Raw genomic sequence first — 21,890 nt, forward strand, 5'->3', positions numbered from 1 at the left:
TCAGAGCCGAACTGGGCCAGGTCCTTTTTCCGAAAGCATGTCATCGGGGTTCGATAGCGTGCAGCTCTTGAGGCTGAGGCAGCCGCATCCGATGCAATCGGCCAGATTGTCGCGCAGGCGCTGCAGATGCAGGATGCGGTCATCGAGATCCTCGCGCCACCCGGCCGACAGCCGGGCCCAATCTCGGCTGCTCGGCACCCGGTCGGCCGGCAGCGTCGATAACGCCTGCCGAACCCGCGCCAGCGGTATGCCCAGCCGCTGTGACATCCGGATGAACGCGACGCGGCGCAGGGTGTCGCGCGTGTAGCGGCGTTGATTGCCCGAGGTCCGCCGAGAGACGATCAGCCCTTCGCGCTCGTAGAAGTGCAGTGCCGAAATCGCGACGCCCGCACGAGCCGCTAGTTCTCCCGGCGTCAGTTCCTGGGTGCTCATACTCCTCAACAATAGTTGAGGTAGGGTTCGGCGCCCAGGCTCACGGCATCGGTTCGGCGGCGACCACGTAGTCATGGCCGTGGCTCAGGCTATCCTCGCGCTCGTTGAGGGCAAGTGCCCGCGCACGGAGACCGTCGACGTAACCGTGCATCGCCGTGCCCAGTTCTCGTGACGAGAAACGGGCGAGGCGGTTCTGGCACATGTCCAACTGGCTATGGATGTATCGCGCGCGGTAGCGGATGGGAAAGCGGCGGCTTTCCACCATCCGAAATCCGGCCCTGCCCAACTGTCGCAACGTCCAATCGAGCGGATACTCGCGGTACGGCCGCTCGCCGGCGAGCAGCAGGCACGCATCGCGTACGCGGCCGATCTCCCAAATGATCTTGCCGGCTGGGGATTCGGGCTCGAACTGGACGTACGGTTCGAGTCCGATGAGGTAAAGCCGGCCATGTTCGGCGACCAGTGGGCGCAGCCGTTCGAACACGCGATCCTGCCAGTACGGCGCGAACCCTTCGATGGCGCCGACCAAATAGTCGACCAGCACGGTGTCGAAGGTTTCGCCGGTCAGCAGGCTGTCGTTGATCCAATTTCCCACCAGTAGGCGATCCTGAGGCCGAACCCCGCTGCCCACCGCCGCGCGAGCGTTGTCCGCCATGCGGTGGGCAGCGGTGATCGCGGTCCAACGTTCGGTCGGCAGCGTCAGAATCCATTCCAGCGACTTCACGCCGGTGCCCGCGTCCAAGAAGCTGCCCCATGGCCGATCCCCCTGGAGGTCTTCGACGTAGCGAAACAGCGAGGAGATCTTGGGGTTCGTGTTCACCGGCATTGGGCTCCGCTCACCTACGACATCGCTGGGATCCAGGCACGCAAACAACGGTTGCGGGCGGTCCTCATGTTAACGAGCGAAGGTGGTTAATGAAAATCATTCCCGGTAAGCCCCGCGTTCCGGTCGTGTGTTTCCCGCCGCTGCGGCAGGGCTGAGGTGCTTGGGACGCTACGGTGCTAGCTGTGGATGCTGCGGCGTTGAGCGTCAAATCCGAGGTGGGAACGCTGCGGGTGGCAATCCTGCACAGGCCCGGCGCTGAACTGCAGCGGCTGACACCGCGCAACAACGACCGCCTGCTGTTCGACGGGGTGCCCTGGGTTTCGCGCGCCCAGCAGGAGCACGACGCCTTCGCCGCCGTGTTGCGGGGTCGCGGCGTCGAGGTGCTGCTGCTGTCGGATCTGCTGCGCGAGGCGCTGGCCAGCGGGGCGGCACGCATGCATGGCATCTCGGCGGCCGTCGACGCGCGTCGCTTGGGTGTGACCCTGGCACAAGAGCTTTCGTCGTATCTACGCAGCCTCGAGCCGGCCCCGCTGGCGCACATCCTGATGGCCGGCATGACGTTCACCGAACTGCCGTTGGCCGGCAGTGAGCTGTCGCTGGTGCGGCGCATGCATCACGGGGGCGACTTCGTCATCGACCCGCTGCCGAATCTGGTCTTCACCCGCGACTCGTCGTTCTGGATCGGGCCGCGGGTGGCGATCACCTCGTTGGCGCTGCCCGCCCGCATGCGCGAGACCTCGCTGACCGATCTGATCTACGCCCACCATCCCAGGTTTCTCGGGGTCAGACGCGCCTACGAATCGCGCTCGGCCCCGGTGGAGGGCGGCGATGTCTTGCTGCTGGCACCGGGTGTGGTGGCCGTGGGGGTGGGGGAGCGCACCACCCCGGCGGGGGCGGAGGCGTTGGCGCGCAGCCTCTTCGAGGACGAGTTGGCCCACACCGTGTTGGCGGTGCCCATTGCCCAGGGGCGGGCCCAGATGCATCTCGACACGGTCTGCACGATGGTCGACACCGACGCCGTGGTGATGTATCCCGATGTGGTGGACACGTTGTCCGCGTTCACCATTCGCCGCATCGACGGACACGTCCGGATCGACGACGCCGCGCCCTTCGTCCGGGCGGCCGCCGACGCGATGGGGATCGACCGGCTGCGGGTGATCGACACCGGCCTGGATCCGGTGACCGCCGAACGCGAGCAGTGGGACGACGGCAACAACACGCTGGCCCTGGCGCCGGGTGTGGTGGTGGCCTATGAACGCAACGTCGAAACCAATGCGCGGCTCGAGGATTCGGGCATCGAGGTGCTGCGGATCGCCGCATCGGAGCTGGGCACCGGGCGCGGCGGGCCGCGCTGCATGTCCTGCCCGGCGTCCCGCGACCCGTCCTAACCGAGCGCGACCGGCCGGTCGGGCTCCGAACTCCACTGCGACCACGAGCCCGGGAACAGCGCTGCGTCGATCCCCACGGCGGCCAGTGCGGCGACGGTCACCGCGGCCGTCACCCCCGAACCGCAATACACCGCCACCTCGGTGTCGGTGCCCACCCCGGAATCTTCGAACAGCCGGGTCAGATCCGCCGCCGGCAGCCACGCGCCGTCGGCGTCCAGCAAGCGGGTGCTCGGAACGTTGCGCGCTCCCGGGATGTGGCCCGCCACCGGGTCGACGGGTTCGACCTCGCCACGGTAGCGCTCGGGGGCGCGGGCATCCAGCAGCACCGCCGCCGTCGCAGCCTGATCCGCGGTGACGGTCCGGCGCGCCGCCGTGTAGAGGTCGTCATGGTCGACGGTGATGTCGCCGGGCTCGGGAATGACTGTGCCGGATTGCAATTCGCCCCGCCACGCGGAGAGGCCGCCGTCGAGGATTCGCACGCCGGGAATGCCCGCGGCCGACAGCACCCACCACGCGCGCGCGGATCCGGCGCGGTTCCAATCGTCGTAGACCACCACCGGTACGCCGGCGCGGATTCCCCACCGCCGCGCCGCATCCTGCAGCGCCGCACCGGACGGCAGCGGATGACGGCCGCGGCCCGACACCGCGTGGTCGGCGAGGTCGTCGTCGAGAGACACGTACACCGCGCCGGGCAGATGTCCGCGCGCATAGGCCGCCCGGCCGTCGGGCTGGGCCAACTCCCACCGCACGTCCAGCAGCGTGATCGGTTCGCCGGCATCGAGTCGTCGGGCCAACTCGTCGGCGCTGATCAGGACGTCCTCGCGAGTGCTCATACTGCCCTCCGTCATCGCCAACTCGGCAGCCAGATCTGCATGTTCCAGGTGTGCTGGGAGATCGGCATTCCGGTCAATACCGGGAAGAGCCACGCGAAGTTCGTGATCACCAACGCCACGTAGCAGCACACCACGACCACCCCGAGCGTTCGTCGTTCCGGGTTGCGGGTGGGTTTGTACAGGATGTCGCCGCAGATCAGGGCAATCGCCATGACGAGGAACGGCGCCATCACCACCGCATAGAAGAAGTACATCTGCCGGTCGATGTCGACGAACCACGGCAGCCAACCCGCGAAGTAGCCGACCAGCACCACCGCGTAGCGCCAATCGCAGCGGATGAACGCGCGCCACACCGCGTACGCCAGGACGGGCACCGCCAGGAACCACATCGCCGGGGTGCCGACGAGCATCACCGCCTTGATGCAGGACGCGGAACCGCAGCCCGGAACGTTGTCCTGATCGATGGCATACAGCACCGGCCGCAGCGACATCGGCCAGGCCCAGGGCTTGGATTCCCACGGGTGTTGATTGCCCGCGGCATTGGTCAGCCCGGAGTGGAAGTCGTAGGCCTTGGCGGTGTAGTACCACAGCGACCGGATGGCGTCCGGGGGCTGGAACCAGGCGCGCTCACCGATGTTGTCGCCCGCCTGATAGCGGTTGACGGCGGTCTCGGAGGCAAACCACGGCGCATAGGAGGCCAGGTACACCCCGATCGGAATCAGGCCGATCGCCCAGGCGGTGGGGCCGACGTCGCGGCGGATGGTGCCCAGCCACGGCCGCGAAACCCGGTACTGCCGGCGGGCCACCACGTCGAAGGTCAACGACATCAACCCGAAGAACACCACGAAGTACAGGCCGGACCACTTTGTCGCACAGCCCAATCCGAGCAGCACCCCGGCCCCGAACCGCCACCAGCGCACCCCCAGCCGCGGACCCCACGGGGTCTCGGTGATCCGCCCGTCCAGCAGCGCGTTGTGCATCCGCTCCCGGACCTGATCGCGGTCGACGATCAACGCGCCGAAGGCCGCGACCACGAACACCACCAGAAACCCGTCGAGCAGGGCCGTGCGCGACGCCACGAACGTCACGCCGTCGGCGGTGAGCAGCACCCCGGCGATGGCGCCGACCAGCGTCGAGCGGCTGATCCGTCGCACGATCCGGGCGACCAGCACCACCAGGATGACGCCCAGCAGCGCGACGCTGAAGCGCCAACCCAGCCCGCTGTAGCCGAAGATGGCCTCGCCGACGGCGATCAGTTGCTTACCCAGTGGCGGGTGGACCACCAGGCCGAAGCCCGGGTTGTCCTCGACGCCGCCGTTGTGCAGCATCTGCCAGGCCTGCGGCGCGTAGTGCTTCTCGTCGAAGATCGGCGTGCCGGCGTCGGTCGGGGACTGCAGATTCAGGAACCGTGTGATGGCCGCCAGCGCCGCGATCACCGCGGTCATCACCCATCCGCGTGCTCGATCCAGCGGCCCGAAATCGGCGACGGGCACGAGCGGGCCGGGGCTGATCACCGGTACGGCGCGCTCCGGCACCACGGTCGAGGGAGCGGTCATCGACAACGATCGTAGGCTGTGGGGCATGAGTGGCGGTCGACTGTTGCTGGCTGCCACACCGTTGGGCCACCCCGCCGACGCCTCGGGACGGCTGATCGATGCGCTCGCCACGGCGCACATCGTCGCCGCCGAGGACACCCGCCGAGTGCGCAACCTGGCCCAGTCGCTGGAAGTCCGGATCGGCGGCAGGGTGCTGAGCCTGTTCGAGGGCAACGAGTCGACGCGGGTTCCGTACCTGGTCGAGGAGATCCGCGGCGGTGCGACCGTGTTGGCGGTCACCGACGCGGGGATGCCGTCGATCAGCGACCCCGGCTACCGCCTGGTGGCCGCGTGCGTGGCGGCGGACCTGCCGCTGACGTGTCTGCCCGGGCCTTCGGCGGTGACGACGGCGCTGACGGTGTCCGGGTTGCCGGCCGACCGGTTCTGCTTCGAGGGTTTTGCCCCGCGCAAGCAGGCCGCGCGCCGCACCTGGCTGGCGTCCCTGGCCGCCGAACCACGCACCGCGGTGTTCTTCGAGTCGCCGCGGCGACTGGCGGAACTGCTGCGCGAGGCGGTCGACGAACTGGGCGGCGATCGCCGCGCCGCGGTGTGCCGGGAACTGACCAAGACCCACGAGGAGGTCATCCGCGGCACCCTGGCCGAGTTGGCCGACTGGGCCGTCGACGGCGTGCTGGGCGAGATCACGGTGGTGCTCGCGGGTGCGACGCCGGTCGCCGACCTCGACGTGCTGGTGGCCGAGGTCGCGGAGTTGACCGCCGAGGGCATGCGGGTCAAGGACGCCTGTCAGCAGGTGATCGCCGCGCATCCCGGGGCGCCCTCGCGCCGCGACCTCTACGACGCGGTGCTGCGCGCCCGCGATCAGTGATGCGAGGCCACCGGTGCCACGACGGCGCTGCTGGACAGGCCGATGGTCGCGGCCGCCTTGTCCAGGCACTCCTGCCATTCGGCGTCGGGGTCGGAGTCGGCGGTGATGCCGCCGCCCACGCCGAGCACCGCGGTGCCGGACGCGTCGAATTCGACGGTGCGGATCGCGACGTTGAGTTCGGTGCCGGCCACCGGTGAGGCCAGTCCGACGGTGCCGCAGTAAACCCCGCGAACCTGCGGCTCCCACTGCGAAAGTAGCTCGCGCGCACGAAGTTTCGGGGTCCCGGTCACCGAGGCGGGCGGGAACGTGGCGGCCAGCACCGCGCGCATCGGGGTGGTCGCGGGTACCTGCGCCGACACCGTCGACACCAGATGCCACACGCCGGGTGCGGGCCGGATGGCCAGCAGTTCCGGCACGGTCACCGAACCGGTCACCGCGATGCGGCCGAGGTCGTTGCGGACCAGGTCGACGATCATGATGTTCTCCGCGACGTCCTTGACCGAATCGAGCAACAGGGCCGGGTCGGCGTGCAGCGGCAGGGTGCCCTTGATGGGGCTCGAGATCACCTGCGCACCGCGGCGGCGCAGGAACAACTCGGGGGACAGCGAGGCCACCGCGCCCCACGGACCGGCGAGGAACGCGGCCCGCGCCGGGGAGGTGCGCGCCACCGCGTCGGCGAAGAAGTCCACCGGGGCCCCCGTGCACACGCCGCGGTACTGCGTGCACACGCAGGCCTGATAGACCTCTCCGGCGCCGATCGCGGCCAGACACGCCCGCACCCCGGCGCGGTGCGCGTCGCGATCCGGGGCGCTCCAGGCGATGTGCCAGTGCCCCGGGACGCCCGCAGCGGTCAGGGCGTGTTCCAGCCAGGCGGGCATCGCCGCCCCGGACAGGCTTTCGTACCACCAGATTCCGGCGTCGTCGCAGCGCAGCACGCAGTCGGTCCAGCCGCCCGCGGCCGCGGGGATCCGGGCGCCGGCACCGTCGGGGTAGGACAGGTAGCCGAACCAGCCACCGCCGACCGCCTCCGAGTCCCCGCCGGGATCGGCGGTGAACGCCGCCTCGGCGGGGACGGGTGCGGCGGCCAGGCTCGGGGCGATGACCGCGCGCGCCCCGAACCATTCGCCGGTCAACGCGGCCGGCGGCGGCAGCCTCCGCGCAGTGGTGCCCGCCCCGACCGCGCGCAGCACCTCGGCGGGGGTGCCGAGGGCGCCGAGCCGATCGATGCGCATGAGATCAGCTTCCCAGATGCCTCTCCACCCCGGGCGCGAGCAGACGCGAAGTCACCCAAATCCGGGTCGAATTGGGCAACTTTGCGTCTGCTCGCGGGATTTTCAGCGGCTGATCTGGCGGGGGACGGTGACGCCGGCCAGCTTGTCCGGGTTGCGCATGGCGTACAGATGGGTGATCTTGCCGTCCATCACTTCGGCGGTGATCACGCCTTCCAGGTGGTCATCGAGGTAGAGCACCAGCGCCGGGGCGCTGTTGTACATCGCGGTCTCCACCCGCGCGCTGGGTCCACCGAGCCGGGTCAGCCCCACGACGAGCTTGGCGACCTTCACGGCACCCGTGACCGGCCTGCGGGCCGCGCTGACCTTGCCGGCGCTGTCGGCGGTCCAGACCACGTCCGGTGCCAGCATCGCCAACAGCTGGTCCATGTCGCCGGTGGCCGCCGCCAGGAAGAACTGGTTGGTCAGCTCCTGCGACCGTTGCGGGTCGATGGGCTCGAACCGCTTGCGGCGAGCGTGGACGTGTCCGCGGGCGCGGTGCGCGATCTGGCGCACGGCGGTCGCGGATTTGCCCACCGCCGAGGCGATTTCGTCGTGCTCGAAGCCGAAAACCTCACGCAGCACGAATACCGCGCGCTCGTCCGGGGTCAGCGTTTCCAGTACCACCATCATGGCCATCGACACCGATTCGGCCAGCACCACATCCGAGGACGCGTCCTTGCCGGCCAACGCCCCGTCCAGCAGTAGCGGTTCCGGTAGCCACGGCCCGACGTAGTCCTCCCGGCGTCGGGCCGCGGCGCGCAGGGCGTTGAGCGCCTGCCGGGTGACGAGCTGGGCCAGGTAGGCCTTGGTGTCGTGCACCTCGTCGAGGTCCACCTTGGCCCAGCGCAGGTAGCTTTCCTGCAGCACGTCATCGGATTCGGTTGCGGTGCCCAGTATTTCGTAAGCAATGGTGAACAGCAGCGGTCGCAGGACCGTGAACCGCTCGGCATGCTCCGGGGTGCCGGAACCGGGGCCGGTCATCGGATCGGCGCCGGCTGACCGGCCTCGGCCAACAGTTGGTCGCGCCAGCTGCCCTTGACCCAGAAGTACGAGCCGGGCTTGCGGGCTTCGCGCCGCAGCGCCCACACCGTCGCCGAGCAGATCGTCTCCTTGATCGCCGCAGCGGTGCGCCCGCCGAGGTAGCCCCGGCGTGGGCTGTCGTCGCTGTGGACAAGCTGCATCGTGCCCAATTTACGACCCAGGCTGATGCACTGTCCGGCGAAAGCGATGTTGATCGGCGCGGGTTCGGTACCGGCGATGCGGTCCAGCACGGTGTGCGCGGCCTGGGCGCCCAGCGGCATCGCGGCCGCGCAACTCATCCGCAGCGGTGACCCCGACGGTGCGGCGGCGTCGCCGGCGGCGACAATGCGGTCATCGTCCACGCTGGTCAGCGTCTCGTCGGTGAGTACGCGACCCATCTCGTCGGTGGTCAGTCCGCTGGCCGCCGCCAGCCCGGGCACCCCGAACCCGGCGGTCCATACGGTGACCGCGCTGGGCAGTGTGGTGCCGTGGCTCAGTTCGACGGTCTTGGCGGTGACCCGTGCGACGGTGACCCCTTCGATGATCTGCACGCCGAGCTTGTGCAGTGCCTTGGTCACCGACCTGCGACCGGTCGCGGCCAGCGACGGTGTCAGTTCCTCGGTGACCAGGGTGACCGGCCGGCCGGCCTCGGCCAGTTCCGCCGCGGACTCCACGCCGGTCAACCCGCCGCCGACCACGACCACCGGGGCGATGACGGGCACGTCCTGCAGTCGTGCGGCCAGCTGCTGGGCCTGCTCGAGTTCGGACAGTGGGTAGCCGAACTCGGCGGCGCCGGGCACCGCGGCCGGGACCGCACCGGTGCTGCCGACCGCGTAGATCAGGTAGTCGTAGTCGAGCACACCGCCCGAGCTCAGCTGAACCTGGCGGGCCGCGACGTCGATGCGGGTGGCCCCGTCGACGATCAGGCGGATGCCCTCGCCCAGCATGTCGTCGTAGGACTCGGTCGCGTCGTCGTTGCCCGCGACCAACTGGTGCAGCCGGATCCGCTCCACGAACTGCGGGCGGGGATTGACCAGGGCGATGTCCAGATCGGCGCGCCGACGCAGCCGGTTGGCCGCCAGCACTCCGGCGTAACCGCCGCCGAGGACCACGATCTTGGTGGTGTGCTCACTCATGGTTGCTCCTTGCGATCAGGCGGGCTCCTCGTTGAGCCGGTCTGACCTCAGGACACCGCCGCCGCCACGGGTGTGACAGCTTGGGCACCAAGTGTGGCGCAGATCACCTACACCAGGCCGAGTGCCAGCATTGCGTCGGCGACCCGGATGAAGCCGGCGATGTTGGCCCCGGCGACGTAGTTGCCGGGCTGGCCGTACTCCTCGGCGGTGGACAGCACCCGGTTGTGGATCCGGCGCATGATCTCTTCGAGTCGCTTCTCGGTGTCGACGAACGTCCACGAATCCCGGGAGGCGTTCTGCTGCATCTCCAGCGCACTGGTCGCGACACCGCCGGCGTTGGCGGCCTTGCCCGGTGCGAATATCACGCCGGCTTCGGCGAACTGCTTCACCGCGTCGGGCGAACACGGCATGTTGGCGCCCTCGGCGACGAACTGGCAGCCGTTCTTGATCAGGTAGCCGGACTCGGCGCCGTTGACCTCGTTCTGCGTGGCGCACGGGACCGCGATGTCGCACGGCACCTCCCACACCGACCGGCCCTCGACGAACCGGGCCGCGCCCGCGCGGGCCTCGACGTAGTCGACGATCCTGCCGCGCTGGATCTCTTTGATCTCCTTGAGCATCGCGACGTCGATGCCCTTCTCGTCGACCACGTAGCCGCTGGAGTCCGAACACGCGACCACGATGCCGCCGAGTTCGTGGATCTGCTCGATCGCGTAGATCGCGACGTTGCCCGAACCGGACACCACGACGCGCTTGCCCTCGACCGTGTCGTTGGCGGCCTTGACCATCTCGTTGAGGAAGAACACCGTGCCGTAGCCGGTGGCCTCGGTGCGGACCTGCGACCCGCCCCAGGTCAGGCCCTTGCCGGTGAGCACTCCGGACTCGTAGCGGTTGGTGATCCGCTTGTACTGACCGAACAGGTAACCGATTTCGCGCATGCCGACGCCGATGTCACCGGCGGGCACGTCGGTGTATTCGCCGATGTGCCGGTACAACTCGGTCATGAACGACTGACAGAACCGCATCACTTCGTTGTCCGAACGGCCCTTGGGGTCGAAGTCCGAACCGCCCTTGCCGCCGCCGATCGGCATGCCCGTCAGCGAGTTCTTGAAGATCTGCTCGAAGCCCAGGAACTTGACGATGCCGAGATAGACCGACGGGTGGAAACGCAGTCCGCCCTTGAAGGGCCCGAGCGCCGAGTTGAACTCGACGCGGAAGCCGCGGTTGATATGCGTGCCGCCGGTGTCGTCGACCCACGGCACCCGGAAGATGATCTGACGCTCGGGTTCGCACAGCCGGCGGATCACCTCGTTGTCGGCGTACTCCGGGTGTTTGGCCACCACCGGCCCGAGGCTGTGCAGCACCTCGTAGACGGCTTGATGAAACTCGGTTTCGCCCGCGTTGCGCTGTACAACATCGTCAAAGAGGCTGCGCAACTTCACGTGCAGTCCTGCGGTCATTCGTCCACCTGATATCGAGGGAATACGCCTGTGGGCGTCGGGAGGGTGGCACCGGGTTTGAGCCTGGTGCCGATGGCGGCAAAGTCACGGTTGTCGGAGGGCTGGCCCAACAGATCCAGCAGCTTGCCCGCCGAGGTCGGCATCACCGGCTGCACCAGCAGCGCGGCGATCCGGACGGCTTCCATGGTGGTGTAGAGCACCGTGCCGAACCGTTCCTGGTCGGCGGACTGCTCGGATTTGCGCAGCACCCATGGCTCCTGCGCGGAGAAATACCGGTTGGCGGCGCCCAGCATCAGCCAGATCGCCTCCAACGCAAGATGCATGGCCTGATCGTCGAAGTGTCGCCGCGCGGTGTCGAGCAGCGCGTCGGCCTGTGCCAACAACGCCTCGTCCGCGGCGGTCAACAGGCCCGGTTGCGGCACCACGCCGTCGAGGTTCTTGGCCACCATCGACAGCGAGCGCTGGGCGAGGTTGCCCAGCTCATTGGCCAGATCGGTGTTGATCCGGTTGATGATCGCCTCGTCGCTGTAGCTGCCGTCCTGGCCGAAGGGCACCTCGCGCAGGAAGAAGTAGCGGACCTGGTCGACGCCGAAGGCCTCGATGAGGTTCTCCGGGTCGACCACGTTGCCGACCGACTTGCTCATCTTCTCGCCGCGATTGAGCACGAATCCGTGCGCGAAAACCCTTCGCGGCAGCTCGATTCCGGCAGACATCAGGAACGCCGGCCAGTACACCGTGTGGAACCGGATGATGTCCTTGCCGATCATGTGCAGATCGGCGGGCCAGTACCGTCGGAAGGTCTCGGATTCGGTGTCCGGAAAGTTCACGCCGGTCAGGTAGTTGGTCAGCGCGTCCACCCAGACGTACATGACGTGGTCGGGATGGTCGGGAACCGGCACCCCCCAGTCGAATGACGTCCGCGAGATCGAGAAGTCGTTCAGCCCGCGGGAGACGAAGCTGATGACCTCGTTGCGGCGGCTGTCGGGGCCGATGAACTCCGGATGGGCCTCGTAGTGGGCCAGTAGGCGATCGGTGTAGGCCGACAGCCGGAAGAAGTAGCTTTGCTCCTCGGTCCAGGTCACCGGTGCGCCGGTGTCGGTGGCCACCCGGTTGCCCTCGGCTGTGACCGTGGTCTCGGATTCGGCGAAGTAGGCCTCGTCACGCACCGAGTACCAGCCCGCGTAGGTGTCCAGGTAGATGTCGCCGGCGTCGGCCAACCGCATCCAGAGCGCCTTGGAGGCCTCGATGTGGTCGGCGTCGGTGGTGCGGATGAACCGGTCGAACGTGATGTTCAGTTTTTCCTGCAGCCGCTCGAACACGTCGGAGTTGCGGCGGGCGAAGGCGGCGGTGGGCACGCCCTCGGCCTCGGCCGTCTGGGCCATCTTCAGACCGTGCTCATCGGTGCCCGTCAGGTAGCGCACGTCGAAGCCGTCGAGGCGCTTGAACCGGGCGATGGCGTCGGTGGCGATGTACTCGTAGGCGTGCCCGACATGCGGGGCGCCATTGGGGTACGTGATCGCCGTGGTGACGTAGTAAGGGTCGCTCATTTGCACTTCACCTTATTGTCTGAGGTTGTGTCCGCGAAAAGCACAGCCCGATCGGGGCGACGACCTGCACCTCCGCCACCCGAGCCGTTGCCGCCGCTGATCGACGCGCACACCCATCTGGACGCGTGCGGCGCCGCCGACGCCGCCGATGTCCGCGCGATCCTGGACCGCGCGGAGGCCGTCGGGGTGCAGGCGGTGGTGACCATCGCCGACGATCTCGACGCCGCCCAGTGGGCCGTGCAGGCCGCCGAGTGGGACGCCCGGGTGTACGCGGCGGTCGCCCTGCACCCGACCCGCGCCAATGCGCTCGACGACACCGCCAGAGCGACGATAGAGACCTTGGCCCGGCATCCGCGGGTGGTGGCCGTCGGCGAGACCGGGATGGATCTGTTCTGGCCCGGCAAACTCGACGGCTGCGCCGATCCGGGGCAGCAGCGCGAGGGGTTCGCCTGGCACATCGACCTCGCCAAGCGCAGCGGCAAGCCCCTGATGATCCACAACCGCGACGCCGACGCCGAGGTGCTCGACGTGCTGCGCGCCGAAGGCGCCCCCGAAACCGTCATCTTCCACTGCTTTTCCTCGGGCCCGGAAATGGCTCGGACGTGCATCGACGAGGGCTGGTTCCTGAGCCTGTCGGGGACGGTGAGCTTCCGCAACGCGGCGGCGCTGCGCGCGGCGGCGGGCCTGATTCCCCGCGACCAACTGCTGGTCGAGACCGACGCGCCGTACCTGACCCCGCATCCCTACCGCGGTGCGCCGAACGAGCCGTACTGCCTGCCCTACACCGTGCGGGCGCTGGCCGAGCTCATCGGCCGCGACGCCGGCGAACTCGCGGTGGATTCGTCGGCGAATGCCCGCCGTGTGTACGGTCTAGACGACGGTGGCGCGGCTTGAGGCCACCACGCGACGCGCCGTGGGAGTTGCCCGTGCCGGAGGCGTTCGTTACCGTCTTGTGATAATCGTGGGCCCCGCAGGGCCCATGTTCATGTCGGGCCTGTGAAGACGAGAAGCTGGAACAACGTAACGGTGAACGTACTAACGAAGCTGCATCAGTCCCGCTCACCGATGCTGCGACTGGTGGTCGCCGCCACGCTGGTGGCGCTGACCTTCGCCGGTGGCTATGCCGTCGCCGCCCACAAGACCGTGACGCTGTCGGTGGACGGCACCCCGATCACCGTGACCACGATGAAGTCCCGCGTGATCGACGTGGTCGCCGAGAACGGCTTCGAGGTCGACGAGCGCGACGATCTGCTGCCCGCGGCCGACGAGCGCATCGGTGACGCCGAAACCATCGTGCTCAAGCGCAGTCGTCCGCTCGAGGTCTCGCTGGACGGCCGGAACACCGAGCAGATGTGGACGACGGCCGCGACCGTCGACGAGGCGTTGGCGCAGCTGGACATGACCGACAACGCCCCCGAGGCGGCCTCGCGCGCCTCCCGGGTGCCGCTGGAGGGCATGTCGCTGGCGGTGGTGAGCCCGAAGACCGTGCAGATCAACGACGCCGGCGCGATCAGCACCGTGCACCTGGCCGCCCCCAATGTCGGGGCTTTGCTGGCCGAGGCCGGCGTTCCGCTGGAGCAGCGCGACAAGGTGGTGCCGGCCGCGTCGAGCCCGGTGATCTCCGGAATGCAGATCGAGGTGACCCGCATCCGGATGGAGAAGGTCACCGAGCGGCGGCCGCTGGAGCCGACCGCGCAGCGCATCGAAGACCCGACGATGAACATGAGCCGTCAGGTGGTCGAGGATCCCGGGACCCCGGGCACCCAGGACGTCACCTTTGCCGTGGCCAAGGTCAACGGCGTGGAAACCGGCCGCCTGCCGGTCGCCAACACCGTGGTGAACCCCGCCCGCGATTCGGTGCTGCGGGTGGGCGCGAAACCGGGCACCGAGGTGCCGCCGGTGACCAACGGCGCGATCTGGGACGCCCTTGCGCGCTGCGAAGCGGGCGGCAACTGGAACATCAACACCGGCAACGGCTACTACGGCGGTGTGCAATTTGATCTGAATACCTGGGCGCGCCAAGGTGGTTTGCGTTATGCTCCTCGTGCAGATCTTGCAACTCGTGAAGAACAGATCGCCATAGCGGAAGTCACGCAGGCGCGCCAGGGCTGGGGAGCGTGGCCGACGTGCAGTAGTAGGGCAGGTTTACGCTGACGATTAGACTCCTCGGTCGCACCGAGATACGAACCCTGGCCAAGGAACTCGACTTCCGGCCGCGTAAGTCGCTGGGACAGAACTTTGTTCACGACGCCAACACCGTGCGTCGGATCGTGTCCGCATCGAGCGTCAACCGCAACGACACCGTTATCGAGGTCGGTCCCGGCCTCGGATCGCTGACGTTGGGGTTGCTGGATCGCGGCGCGAAGGTGACCGCGGTCGAAATTGACCCGGTACTGGCCCAACGGCTCCCGCAGACGATTGCGTCGCATTCGCACAGCGAGATCCACCGCCTGACGGTGCTCAACCGCGACATCCTGACGTTGCGGAGCCAGGACCTGGAAGCCCAGCCCACCGCGCTGGTCGCCAACCTGCCCTACAACATCGCGGTGCCCGCGCTGTTGCACCTGCTGGCGGAGTTTCCCTCCATCAGGACCGTGATGGTCATGGTGCAGTCCGAGGTGGCCGAACGGCTGGCCGCCGAACCGGGCGGCAAGGAGTACGGCGTGCCCAGTGCCAAGGTGCGGTTCTACGGTCGGGTGCGCCGGTACGGCATGGTGTCGCCGACGGTGTTCTGGCCCATCCCGCGGGTGTACTCGGGACTGGTTCGGATCGATCGCTACGAGACCTCGCCGTGGCCCACCGAGGAGTCCTTCCGGGACCGGGTCTTCGAACTCATCGACATCGCCTTCGCGCAACGCCGCAAGACGTCGCGCAACGCCTTCCTCGAGTGGGCGGGCTCGGGCAACGAGTCGGCCAGCCGGCTGTTGGCTGCCAGCATCGACCCGGCTCGGCGCGGCGAAACGCTGTCGATCGCCGACTTCGTCCGGCTCTACCAGCGATCGGGCGAACCCGGCGCCAAGCACGTCCCGGTTTCGTAGCTCGCCGGGCCGGTCAGCCCAGCGCCTGGTCGAGCAACTCGACCAGCTGCGTACAGGATTCGTAACGCGCGTCGGGTTCCTTCGCGAGCGCCACCGCGACCACGCTGTCGAAAGAGCGGGGCAGCCCGGCTTTTCGGCCGGAGAACCGCGGCGGTCGCTGGTGCACATGGGCCTCGACAAGTCCCGCAGCGGTTTCCGCGGCGAACGGCGGTGCCCCGGTGAAGAGTTCGACGGCCGTGCAGGCCAACGAGTACTGATCGGTGTCGCCCGAGGGCATCTGGCCCAGCAGCAGTTCCGGTGCCGCATACGGCAGCGACGCGTGCACCGTCGGCTCCGGTGGCGCCGGCTGCCGGGTGATGCGCTGGGCCGGATTCAACGACAGTCGGTGTCCGTCGGCGCGGGCCAGTCGCACCGCCATGTCCTCGGCAAGCACATGGGCGACACCGAAGTCGATCAGCACCGCGCCACCCTGTGAAAAGTCCTGGTGGACAAGTATGTTCGGGGGCTTCACATCGCAGTGCACGATGCCCAGCCGGTGGGCGTGGTCCAGCGCGTCAGCGATCTGGGCCAACGCCGTCAGCCGGGCCGGTGGTGCGCGCAGTGCGGTGATGTTTCCACCGTCGACGTAGCGCATGGTGACCCAGTCGGGGCCGTGCTCGTACTCGGTGATGATGTGCGGGTGGTCGAGTTGGGCGGACAGCGTGAACCCGCGCTGCAGCCGGTGCCGGTCCTCGTCGGTGCGGTGCTCCGGGTGGAGCACCTTCAGCGCCACCGGGATGGGATCCCCGGGCCGACGCGCCAGATACACCGTGGCGCTGCCGCCACGTCCCAGCGTTCGCTCGATGACGTAACCGCTGAAGTCCGCACCGGCCGGGGGCATCTGGTCAGCGTAATCATCGGGTGCGGGACCGATTGTCGGCGATCGTCGAACGCCCGCGGTGCCGCCCGACGTACCCTCGTGCGGTGACCGCGTCTGATGGCAGTACCGCCGCGCAATGGGTGACCCCGGGGTCGGTGACGGTCCGGGTGCCCGGCAAGGTCAACCTCTTTCTGGCCGTCGGCGATGAGCGCGACGACGGCTACCACGAACTGACCACCGTCTTCCACGCTGTGTCGCTGTTCGACGAGGTGGTTGTCCGCGCCGCCGACGTGCTGTCGCTGGAGTTCCGCGGCGAGGGCGCCGAGTCACTGCCGGTCGACGAACGAAACCTGGCCTGGCAGGCCGCCGTACTGATGGCCGAGCACGCCGGCCGGGCCCCCGACGTGGCGATCGCGATCCAGAAGGCCATCCCGGTGGCGGGCGGTATGGCCGGTGGCAGCGCGGACGCCGCGGCGGTGCTGGTCGCGATGAACGCGCTGTGGGAGCAGGGAGTGCCGCGGCGGGATCTGCACACGCTGGCGGCACGGTTGGGCAGCGATGTGCCGTTCGCGCTGCACGGCGGTACCGCGCTGGGCACCGGCCGCGGCGAGGAACTGGCCACGGTGCTGGCCCGCAATACCTTCCACTGGGTGCTGGCGTTCGCCGACGGCGGCCTGTCCACGCCGGCGGTGTTCGGTGAGATCGACCGGCTGCGCGCCGACGGCGGCGGCCCCGCCCGGCTGGACGACCCCGAGCCGGTGCTGGCCGCGCTGGCGGCCGGGGACGCGGCCCAACTGGCGCCGCTGCTGGGCAACGATCTGCAGCCCGCGGCGTTGAGCCTGGATCCGGGCCTGCGCCGCACCCTGCGCGCCGGCAAGGAGGCCGGGGCGCTCGCCGGCATCGTGTCCGGGTCCGGACCCACCTGTGCGTTCCTGTGCGGCTCGGAGTCGGCGGCCGTCGACGTCGGGACCGAGTTGGCCGGCGCGGGCGTGTGCCGCACCGTGCGGGTGGCCAGCGGCCCGGTGCCCGGGGCCCGAATCGTCTCCAGCTGAGCGTCGCGACCCGGCGGCCGGAGAGTGAACTGCGTCTCACGCAGCGCAAAAGTTTGTCGGTTACTTAAGAGGAGTTTAAGATGAACGACGGTGATAGGTAGCGATCGAGACGGCGGCGCACTTTTACCCACCGGTCTGACCGGTGGGTGGTCGCGTGGTCGCCGCTCGGCACCAATTCGAGATCTAACCGCTGCCCAATTGTGTGCGCGCGCCTCCGCGCAGGTGCCCATGGCCAGGCGGAATATGTGTGACGGGATCATGACATCGCCGGCACCCACAATGCTCCGGAAACCGAGGAGGTCCTCGTGAGCAGGTTTACCGACAAGATGTACTACAACGCCGCGACCAGTGCGAAGGGCATGGTCACGGGCGAACCCCACGAGCCGGTCCGGCACACCTGGGGTGAGGTGCACGAGCGCGCCCGCCGGATCGCCGGTGGTCTGGCCGCCGCCGGTGTCGGTCACGGCGATGCCGTCGGAGTCCTCGCCGGGGCGCCGGTCGAGATCGCGCCCACCTCGCAGGGGCTGTGGATGCGCGGCGCGAGCCTGACGATGCTGCACCAGCCGACCCCGCGCACCGACCTGATGGTGTGGGCCGGCGACACCATGAACGTCATCGACATGGTCGAGGCCAAGGTCGTCGTCATCTCCGATCCGTTCATGCCCGCCGCCCCGGTGCTGGAGGAAAAGGGCGTCAAGGTCCTGACGGTCGCCGAACTGCTGAAGTCCGAGCCGATCGACCCCGTCGAAACCGGCGAGGACGATCTGGCGCTCATGCAGCTGACCTCCGGGTCCACCGGCTCGCCGAAGGCCGTGCACATCACGCACCGCAACCTCTGGGCGAACGCCGAGGCGATGTTCATCGGCGCCGAGTACGACGTCGACAAGGACGTCATGGTGAGCTGGCTGCCGTGCTTCCACGACATGGGCATGATCGGCTTCCTGACCGTTCCGATGTACTTCGGTGCCGAGCTGGTCAAGGTCACCCCGATGGACTTCCTACGCGACACCCTGCTGTGGGCCAAGCTCATCGACAAGTACAAGGGCACCATGACCGCGGCCCCGAACTTCGCCTACGCGCTGTTCGCCAAGCGACTGCGCCGGCAGGCCAAACCCGGTGAGTTCGACCTGTCCACGCTGCGCTTCGCGCTCTCGGGCGCCGAGCCCGTCGAACCGGCCGACGTCGAGGATCTGATCGACGCGGGCCAGCCGTTCGGGTTGAAGCCCTCGGCGATCCTGCCGGCCTACGGCATGGCCGAGGCCACGCTGGCGGTGTCGTTCTCCGAGTGCAACGCCGGCCTGGTGGTCGACGAGATCGACGCCGATCTGCTGGCCGCGCTGCGCCAGGCCGTGCCCGCCACCAAGGGCAACACCAAGCGGCTGGCCTCGCTGGGACCGCTGCTGCAGGGCCTGGAGGCCCGGATCGTCGACGAGCACGGCAACACCAAGCCGGCCCGCGGCGTCGGCGTCATCGAACTGCGCGGTGAGGCGATGACCCCCGGGCACACCACCATGGGTGGCTTCATCCCCGCCCAGGACGAGCACGGCTGGTACGACACCGGCGACCTGGGCTACACGATGGAGAACGGCCACATCGTGGTGTGCGGCCGCGTCAAGGACGTCATCATCATGGCCGGGCGCAACATCTACCCGACCGACATCGAGCGGGCCGCCGGTCGCGTCGCGGGGGTACGCCCCGGCTGCGCCGTGGCGGTGCGGCTGGACGCCGGGCACTCGCGCGAAACCTTTGCCGTCGCAGTGGAATCCAACGCCTACCAAGACCCGGTCGAGGTGCGGCGCATCGAGCACCAGGTGGCCCACGAGGTGGTCGCCGAGGTCGACGTGCGTCCCCGCAACGTGGTCGTGCTGGGGCCGGGCACCATCCCCAAGACCCCGTCCGGCAAGCTCCGTCGCGCCAACTCCGTCGAACTGGTCACCTAGCCCCTTCGCGCCCCCTTCATCCCGCGAGCCCTCTTCCCCCGCGAGCCCTCTTCCCCCCGCGAGCCCTCTTCCCCCCGCGAGCGGGCGTGTTCCCGGCCGACACGCCGCGGAATTTTCGTAGTTTGCGCACGCTCGCTGCGGGTTGGTTCGCGTCGATTGGTGCGGTGCCCGTCGACGTCTCTACCGTGGACGGCATGCCCGCGATCGAAGCACTAGACCTCGTCAAGCGGTTTGGTGATCACACCGCCGTCGACGGCATCAGTTTCAGCGTGCCGCAGGGCACGGTGCTGGGCCTGCTCGGACCCAACGGCGCCGGCAAAACCACCACGGTGCGGATGATGACGACGCTGAGCGAACCGACCAGCGGTACCGCGCGGGTCGCCGGTTACGACGTGTGCGCGCAACCCGAAATGGTGCGCCGCAACATGGGATTGACGGGCCAGGCCGCCACTGTCGACGAATTGCTCACCGGTCGGGAGAACATCCGGATGATGGGCGGCCTGTATGGCATCGGGCGTCGCGAACTGGCCCGGCTGGGCGATCAACTGCTGGACCAATTCGCGATCGCGGATGCTGCCGACCGCGTGGTGCGGTCCTACTCCGGCGGGATGCGTCGACGGCTGGATCTGGCCGTGAGCCTCATTGCCTCGCCGCCGGTGTTGTTTCTCGACGAGCCCACCACCGGTCTGGATCCGCGCAGCCGCACCGAGTTGTGGGAGGTTCTGCGGTCGTTGGTGGCCGACGGCACGACGTTGCTGCTGACCACGCAGTATCTCGAGGAGGCCGATCAGCTGGCCGACAACATCGTCGTCGTCGATCAGGGCCGCATCATCGCCGAAGGGACCCCGTTGCAACTCAAACAGCAGGCCGGCAATGCCAGCCTGGTGGTCACGGTGTCGCGGCCGGACGACCTGACGACGGCCGAGGAGATCGTTCGACGCACCGGGGCGGAGGTGTTCGTCGACGTCAACGCGCGCCGGCTCACCGCTTCGGCCGACGGGCTCGACGACATGACCAACGTCGCGGGTTGGTTGCGCGACAACGGGATCGACGTCGACGACATCGGTCTGGCCCGGCCCAGCCTGGATGACGTGTTCCTGTCGCTGACCGGTCGCCGCGCCGAGGCCGAGCTGGAGCAGCAGCGATGAGCACCACTGACGCCCGGCCGGCGATTCACCAGACCTCTTTGGCTCGGCAATCCTGGATCATGGTCAAGCGCAACATGATCCACACCAAGCGCATGCCGGAGATGCTCAGCGACGTCACCACGCAGCCGATCATGTTCGTGCTGTTGTTCGCCTTCGTTTTCGGCGCCTCGATCACCAACACAGGCGGCACGAACTATCGCGAGTTCCTGCTGCCCGGCATCCTGGCACAGACGATCGTGTTCTCCGCGTTCGTGGTGGCCGCCGGGATCACCGCCGATGTGGAGAAGGGCATCATCGATCGCTTTCGGTCGCTGCCGATTTCACGGTCGTCGGTCCTGATCGGTCGCAGCATTGCGAGCCTGATCCACTCCTCGATCGGCATTGTGGTCATGGCCCTCACCGGACTGGCGATCGGCTGGCGGATCCGGGGCGGTCTGCTCGAGGCGGTGCTGGCGTTCGCGCTGGTGCTGGTGTTCGGGTTCGGCATCATCTGGTTCGGCATCCTCGCCGGGTCGTTGATGCGGTCGGTCGAGGCGGTCAACGGCGTGATGTTCACGGTGCTGTTCCCGGTGACGTTCGTGGCCAACACCTTTGTGCCCACCGAGCCGATGCCGCACTGGCTGCGGGTGATCGCCGAATGGAATCCGGTGTCGTCGCTGGCGCAGGCCATGCGCACGCTGTGGGGCAACGGTCCGGCCGCGCCGCCCAGCGCTCAACTGCCGCTGCACCATCCGGTGCTCGCGACGCTGCTCTGGTCGGTGGCGCTGACGGCGGTGTTCGCGCCGGTCGCATTGCGTGCGTATGCGCGCCGGACCGCGGATTGAGGCGGCGGACCCCCGGACCGAGGGTGCGCGACATCCGGGCGAGGGTGCGCAAACTACGCGATTTGAGCGGCGTGTCGACCGGGGACGCGCCCGCTCGCGGTATTGGGGGGCTCAGCCCCAGGCGTGGACGATGTTCTGCGCGGGCTCGAGGCCCTGCTCGATCAGGAGTTCGACGGCGTCGGCGGCCTGCTCGCAGATGGTGGGCACCTCTTTGCGCTCGGCGGCGCTGAAGTTGTCCAGCACGAACGCCGCGCCGGACTTGCTGCCGGGCGGACGGCCGATCCCGATCCGCACCCGCTGAAAGTCATTGCTGCCCAACGCGGAAGCCACCGAGCGCAAGCCATTGTGCCCGGCGACGCCGCCGCCGGCCTTGAGCCGGATGCGTCCGAAGTCGATGTCCAGCTCGTCGTGCACGACGATGACATCGGCCGGCGGCACCGAGTAGAAGTTGGCCAACGGGCCGATCTGGCGCCCCGACTCGTTCATGTAGACCCGCGGTTTGCCGAGCACGACCGCCCGGCCACCGAGGCGACCGGTGATCGCCTCGGCGCCGGACTTCTTGTGCACCTTGAACTTCTCGCGGAGCCGGTCGGCGAGGATGTCGACGACCATGAACCCGACGTTGTGCCGGGTCTTGGCATAGTTCGGTCCGGGGTTGCCGAGGCCGACCACCAGCAGTGTGTCGGCCATCGTCG

The 21,890-nt window shown here is 68.5% G+C and carries 19 protein-coding genes and 1 pseudogene; 9 read left to right on the top strand and 11 right to left on the bottom strand.

Going from position 1 to position 21,890, the window contains the following annotated elements; genetic code table 11:
* Both soxR and RCP80_RS04350 read right to left on the bottom strand, forming a co-directional pair.
* On the bottom strand, window positions 1–432 hold the full coding sequence (gene soxR / locus RCP80_RS04345) for a redox-sensitive transcriptional activator SoxR (RefSeq protein ID WP_308481176.1): 432 nt from the start codon (window positions 430–432) through the stop codon (window positions 1–3).
* Window positions 433–472: 40 nt separating this feature from the next.
* Window positions 473–1,234: pseudogene (locus RCP80_RS04350) on the bottom strand (class I SAM-dependent methyltransferase); the annotation flags it as partial.
* A gap of 197 nt (window positions 1,235–1,431) precedes the next feature.
* Between RCP80_RS04350 and arcA the strand changes: the two are divergent.
* Complete coding sequence (gene arcA / locus RCP80_RS04355; protein ID WP_373693446.1) at window positions 1,432–2,646, top strand: arginine deiminase; 1,215 nt, start codon at window positions 1,432–1,434, stop codon at window positions 2,644–2,646.
* On the opposite strand, the gene RCP80_RS04360 is transcribed toward arcA, so the two are convergent.
* Window positions 2,643–3,479: a sulfurtransferase gene (locus RCP80_RS04360; RefSeq protein ID WP_308481178.1), complete on the bottom strand. Its 837-nt coding sequence runs from the start codon at window positions 3,477–3,479 to the stop codon at window positions 2,643–2,645. The genes arcA and RCP80_RS04360 overlap by 4 nt on opposite strands.
* Before the next feature lie 11 nt (window positions 3,480–3,490).
* Complete coding sequence (locus tag RCP80_RS04365; protein ID WP_308481179.1) at window positions 3,491–5,035, bottom strand: dolichyl-phosphate-mannose--protein mannosyltransferase; 1,545 nt, start codon at window positions 5,033–5,035, stop codon at window positions 3,491–3,493.
* A 25-nt stretch (window positions 5,036–5,060) separates the two neighbouring features.
* On the opposite strand from RCP80_RS04365, the gene rsmI reads away from it, so the two are divergent.
* A complete protein-coding gene (gene rsmI / locus RCP80_RS04370) occupies window positions 5,061–5,900 on the top strand; it encodes a 16S rRNA (cytidine(1402)-2'-O)-methyltransferase (RefSeq protein ID WP_308481180.1) in 840 nt (279 codons plus the stop codon).
* Here rsmI and RCP80_RS04375 read toward each other — a convergent pair.
* From RCP80_RS04375 to metG, 5 genes are all read right to left on the bottom strand, one after another.
* Entirely contained in the window at window positions 5,894–7,132 is a 1,239-nt protein-coding gene (locus tag RCP80_RS04375) for an aminodeoxychorismate synthase component I (protein ID WP_308481181.1), read from the bottom strand. The genes rsmI and RCP80_RS04375 overlap by 7 nt on opposite strands.
* A gap of 102 nt (window positions 7,133–7,234) precedes the next feature.
* A complete protein-coding gene (locus RCP80_RS04380) occupies window positions 7,235–8,152 on the bottom strand; it encodes an RNA polymerase sigma-70 factor (RefSeq protein WP_308481182.1) in 918 nt (305 codons plus the stop codon).
* Window positions 8,149–9,327, bottom strand: a complete 1,179-nt coding sequence (locus tag RCP80_RS04385) for an NAD(P)/FAD-dependent oxidoreductase (protein WP_308481183.1) — start codon at window positions 9,325–9,327, stop codon at window positions 8,149–8,151. Before RCP80_RS04385 ends, RCP80_RS04380 begins: the two co-directional genes overlap by 4 nt.
* Window positions 9,328–9,434: 107 nt before the next feature.
* Complete coding sequence (gene gdhA, locus RCP80_RS04390) at window positions 9,435–10,787, bottom strand: NADP-specific glutamate dehydrogenase (RefSeq protein WP_308481184.1); 1,353 nt, start codon at window positions 10,785–10,787, stop codon at window positions 9,435–9,437.
* On the bottom strand, window positions 10,784–12,334 hold the full coding sequence (gene metG / locus RCP80_RS04395) for a methionine--tRNA ligase (protein ID WP_308481185.1): 1,551 nt from the start codon (window positions 12,332–12,334) through the stop codon (window positions 10,784–10,786). Before metG ends, gdhA begins: the two co-directional genes overlap by 4 nt.
* A gap of 87 nt (window positions 12,335–12,421) precedes the next feature.
* Here metG and RCP80_RS04400 point away from each other — a divergent pair, with 87 nt between their 5' ends.
* The 3 genes from RCP80_RS04400 to rsmA all read left to right on the top strand — a co-directional run bounded on the left by RCP80_RS04400 (window position 12,422) and on the right by rsmA (window position 15,372).
* Entirely contained in the window at window positions 12,422–13,228 is an 807-nt protein-coding gene (locus RCP80_RS04400; RefSeq protein ID WP_308481186.1) for a TatD family hydrolase, read from the top strand.
* 132 nt (window positions 13,229–13,360) lie between these two features.
* The gene (locus RCP80_RS04405) at window positions 13,361–14,488 is read left to right on the top strand and encodes a resuscitation-promoting factor (RefSeq protein WP_308481187.1); all 1,128 of its coding nucleotides are present in this window, start codon (window positions 13,361–13,363) and stop codon (window positions 14,486–14,488) included.
* A complete protein-coding gene (gene rsmA, locus RCP80_RS04410) occupies window positions 14,485–15,372 on the top strand; it encodes a 16S rRNA (adenine(1518)-N(6)/adenine(1519)-N(6))-dimethyltransferase RsmA (RefSeq protein ID WP_308482699.1) in 888 nt (295 codons plus the stop codon). Before RCP80_RS04405 ends, rsmA begins: the two co-directional genes overlap by 4 nt.
* 13 nt (window positions 15,373–15,385) lie before the next feature.
* Here the strand turns inward: rsmA and RCP80_RS04415 are convergent, their stop codons facing one another.
* Window positions 15,386–16,252, bottom strand: a complete 867-nt coding sequence (locus RCP80_RS04415) for a serine/threonine-protein kinase (RefSeq protein ID WP_308481188.1) — start codon at window positions 16,250–16,252, stop codon at window positions 15,386–15,388.
* Window positions 16,253–16,335: 83 nt separating this feature from the next.
* Between RCP80_RS04415 and RCP80_RS04420 the strand changes: the two genes are divergently transcribed.
* The 4 genes from RCP80_RS04420 (at window position 16,336) to RCP80_RS04435 (ending at window position 21,195) form a co-directional block, all read left to right on the top strand.
* Window positions 16,336–17,283 carry a 4-(cytidine 5'-diphospho)-2-C-methyl-D-erythritol kinase gene (locus RCP80_RS04420; protein ID WP_308481189.1) on the top strand — a complete coding sequence of 316 codons (948 nt, stop codon included), beginning with the start codon at window positions 16,336–16,338 and terminating at the stop codon, window positions 17,281–17,283.
* A gap of 305 nt (window positions 17,284–17,588) precedes the next feature.
* Entirely contained in the window at window positions 17,589–19,223 is a 1,635-nt protein-coding gene (locus tag RCP80_RS04425; protein WP_308481190.1) for a fatty acyl-AMP ligase, read from the top strand.
* A 194-nt stretch (window positions 19,224–19,417) separates the two neighbouring features.
* Entirely contained in the window at window positions 19,418–20,371 is a 954-nt protein-coding gene (locus RCP80_RS04430; protein WP_308481191.1) for an efflux ABC transporter ATPase subunit, DrrA-related, read from the top strand.
* Entirely contained in the window at window positions 20,368–21,195 is an 828-nt protein-coding gene (locus RCP80_RS04435; protein ID WP_308481193.1) for an ABC transporter permease, read from the top strand. Before RCP80_RS04430 ends, RCP80_RS04435 begins: the two co-directional genes overlap by 4 nt.
* A gap of 111 nt (window positions 21,196–21,306) precedes the next feature.
* On the opposite strand, the gene pth is transcribed toward RCP80_RS04435, so the two are convergent.
* A complete protein-coding gene (pth, locus tag RCP80_RS04440) occupies window positions 21,307–21,885 on the bottom strand; it encodes an aminoacyl-tRNA hydrolase (RefSeq protein WP_308481194.1) in 579 nt (192 codons plus the stop codon).
* Between the last annotated feature and the right edge of the window lie 5 nt (window positions 21,886–21,890).

Source organism: Mycolicibacterium sp. MU0053 (genome assembly GCF_963378095.1).
GTDB classification, from domain to species: domain Bacteria; phylum Actinomycetota; class Actinomycetes; order Mycobacteriales; family Mycobacteriaceae; genus Mycobacterium; species Mycobacterium burgundiense.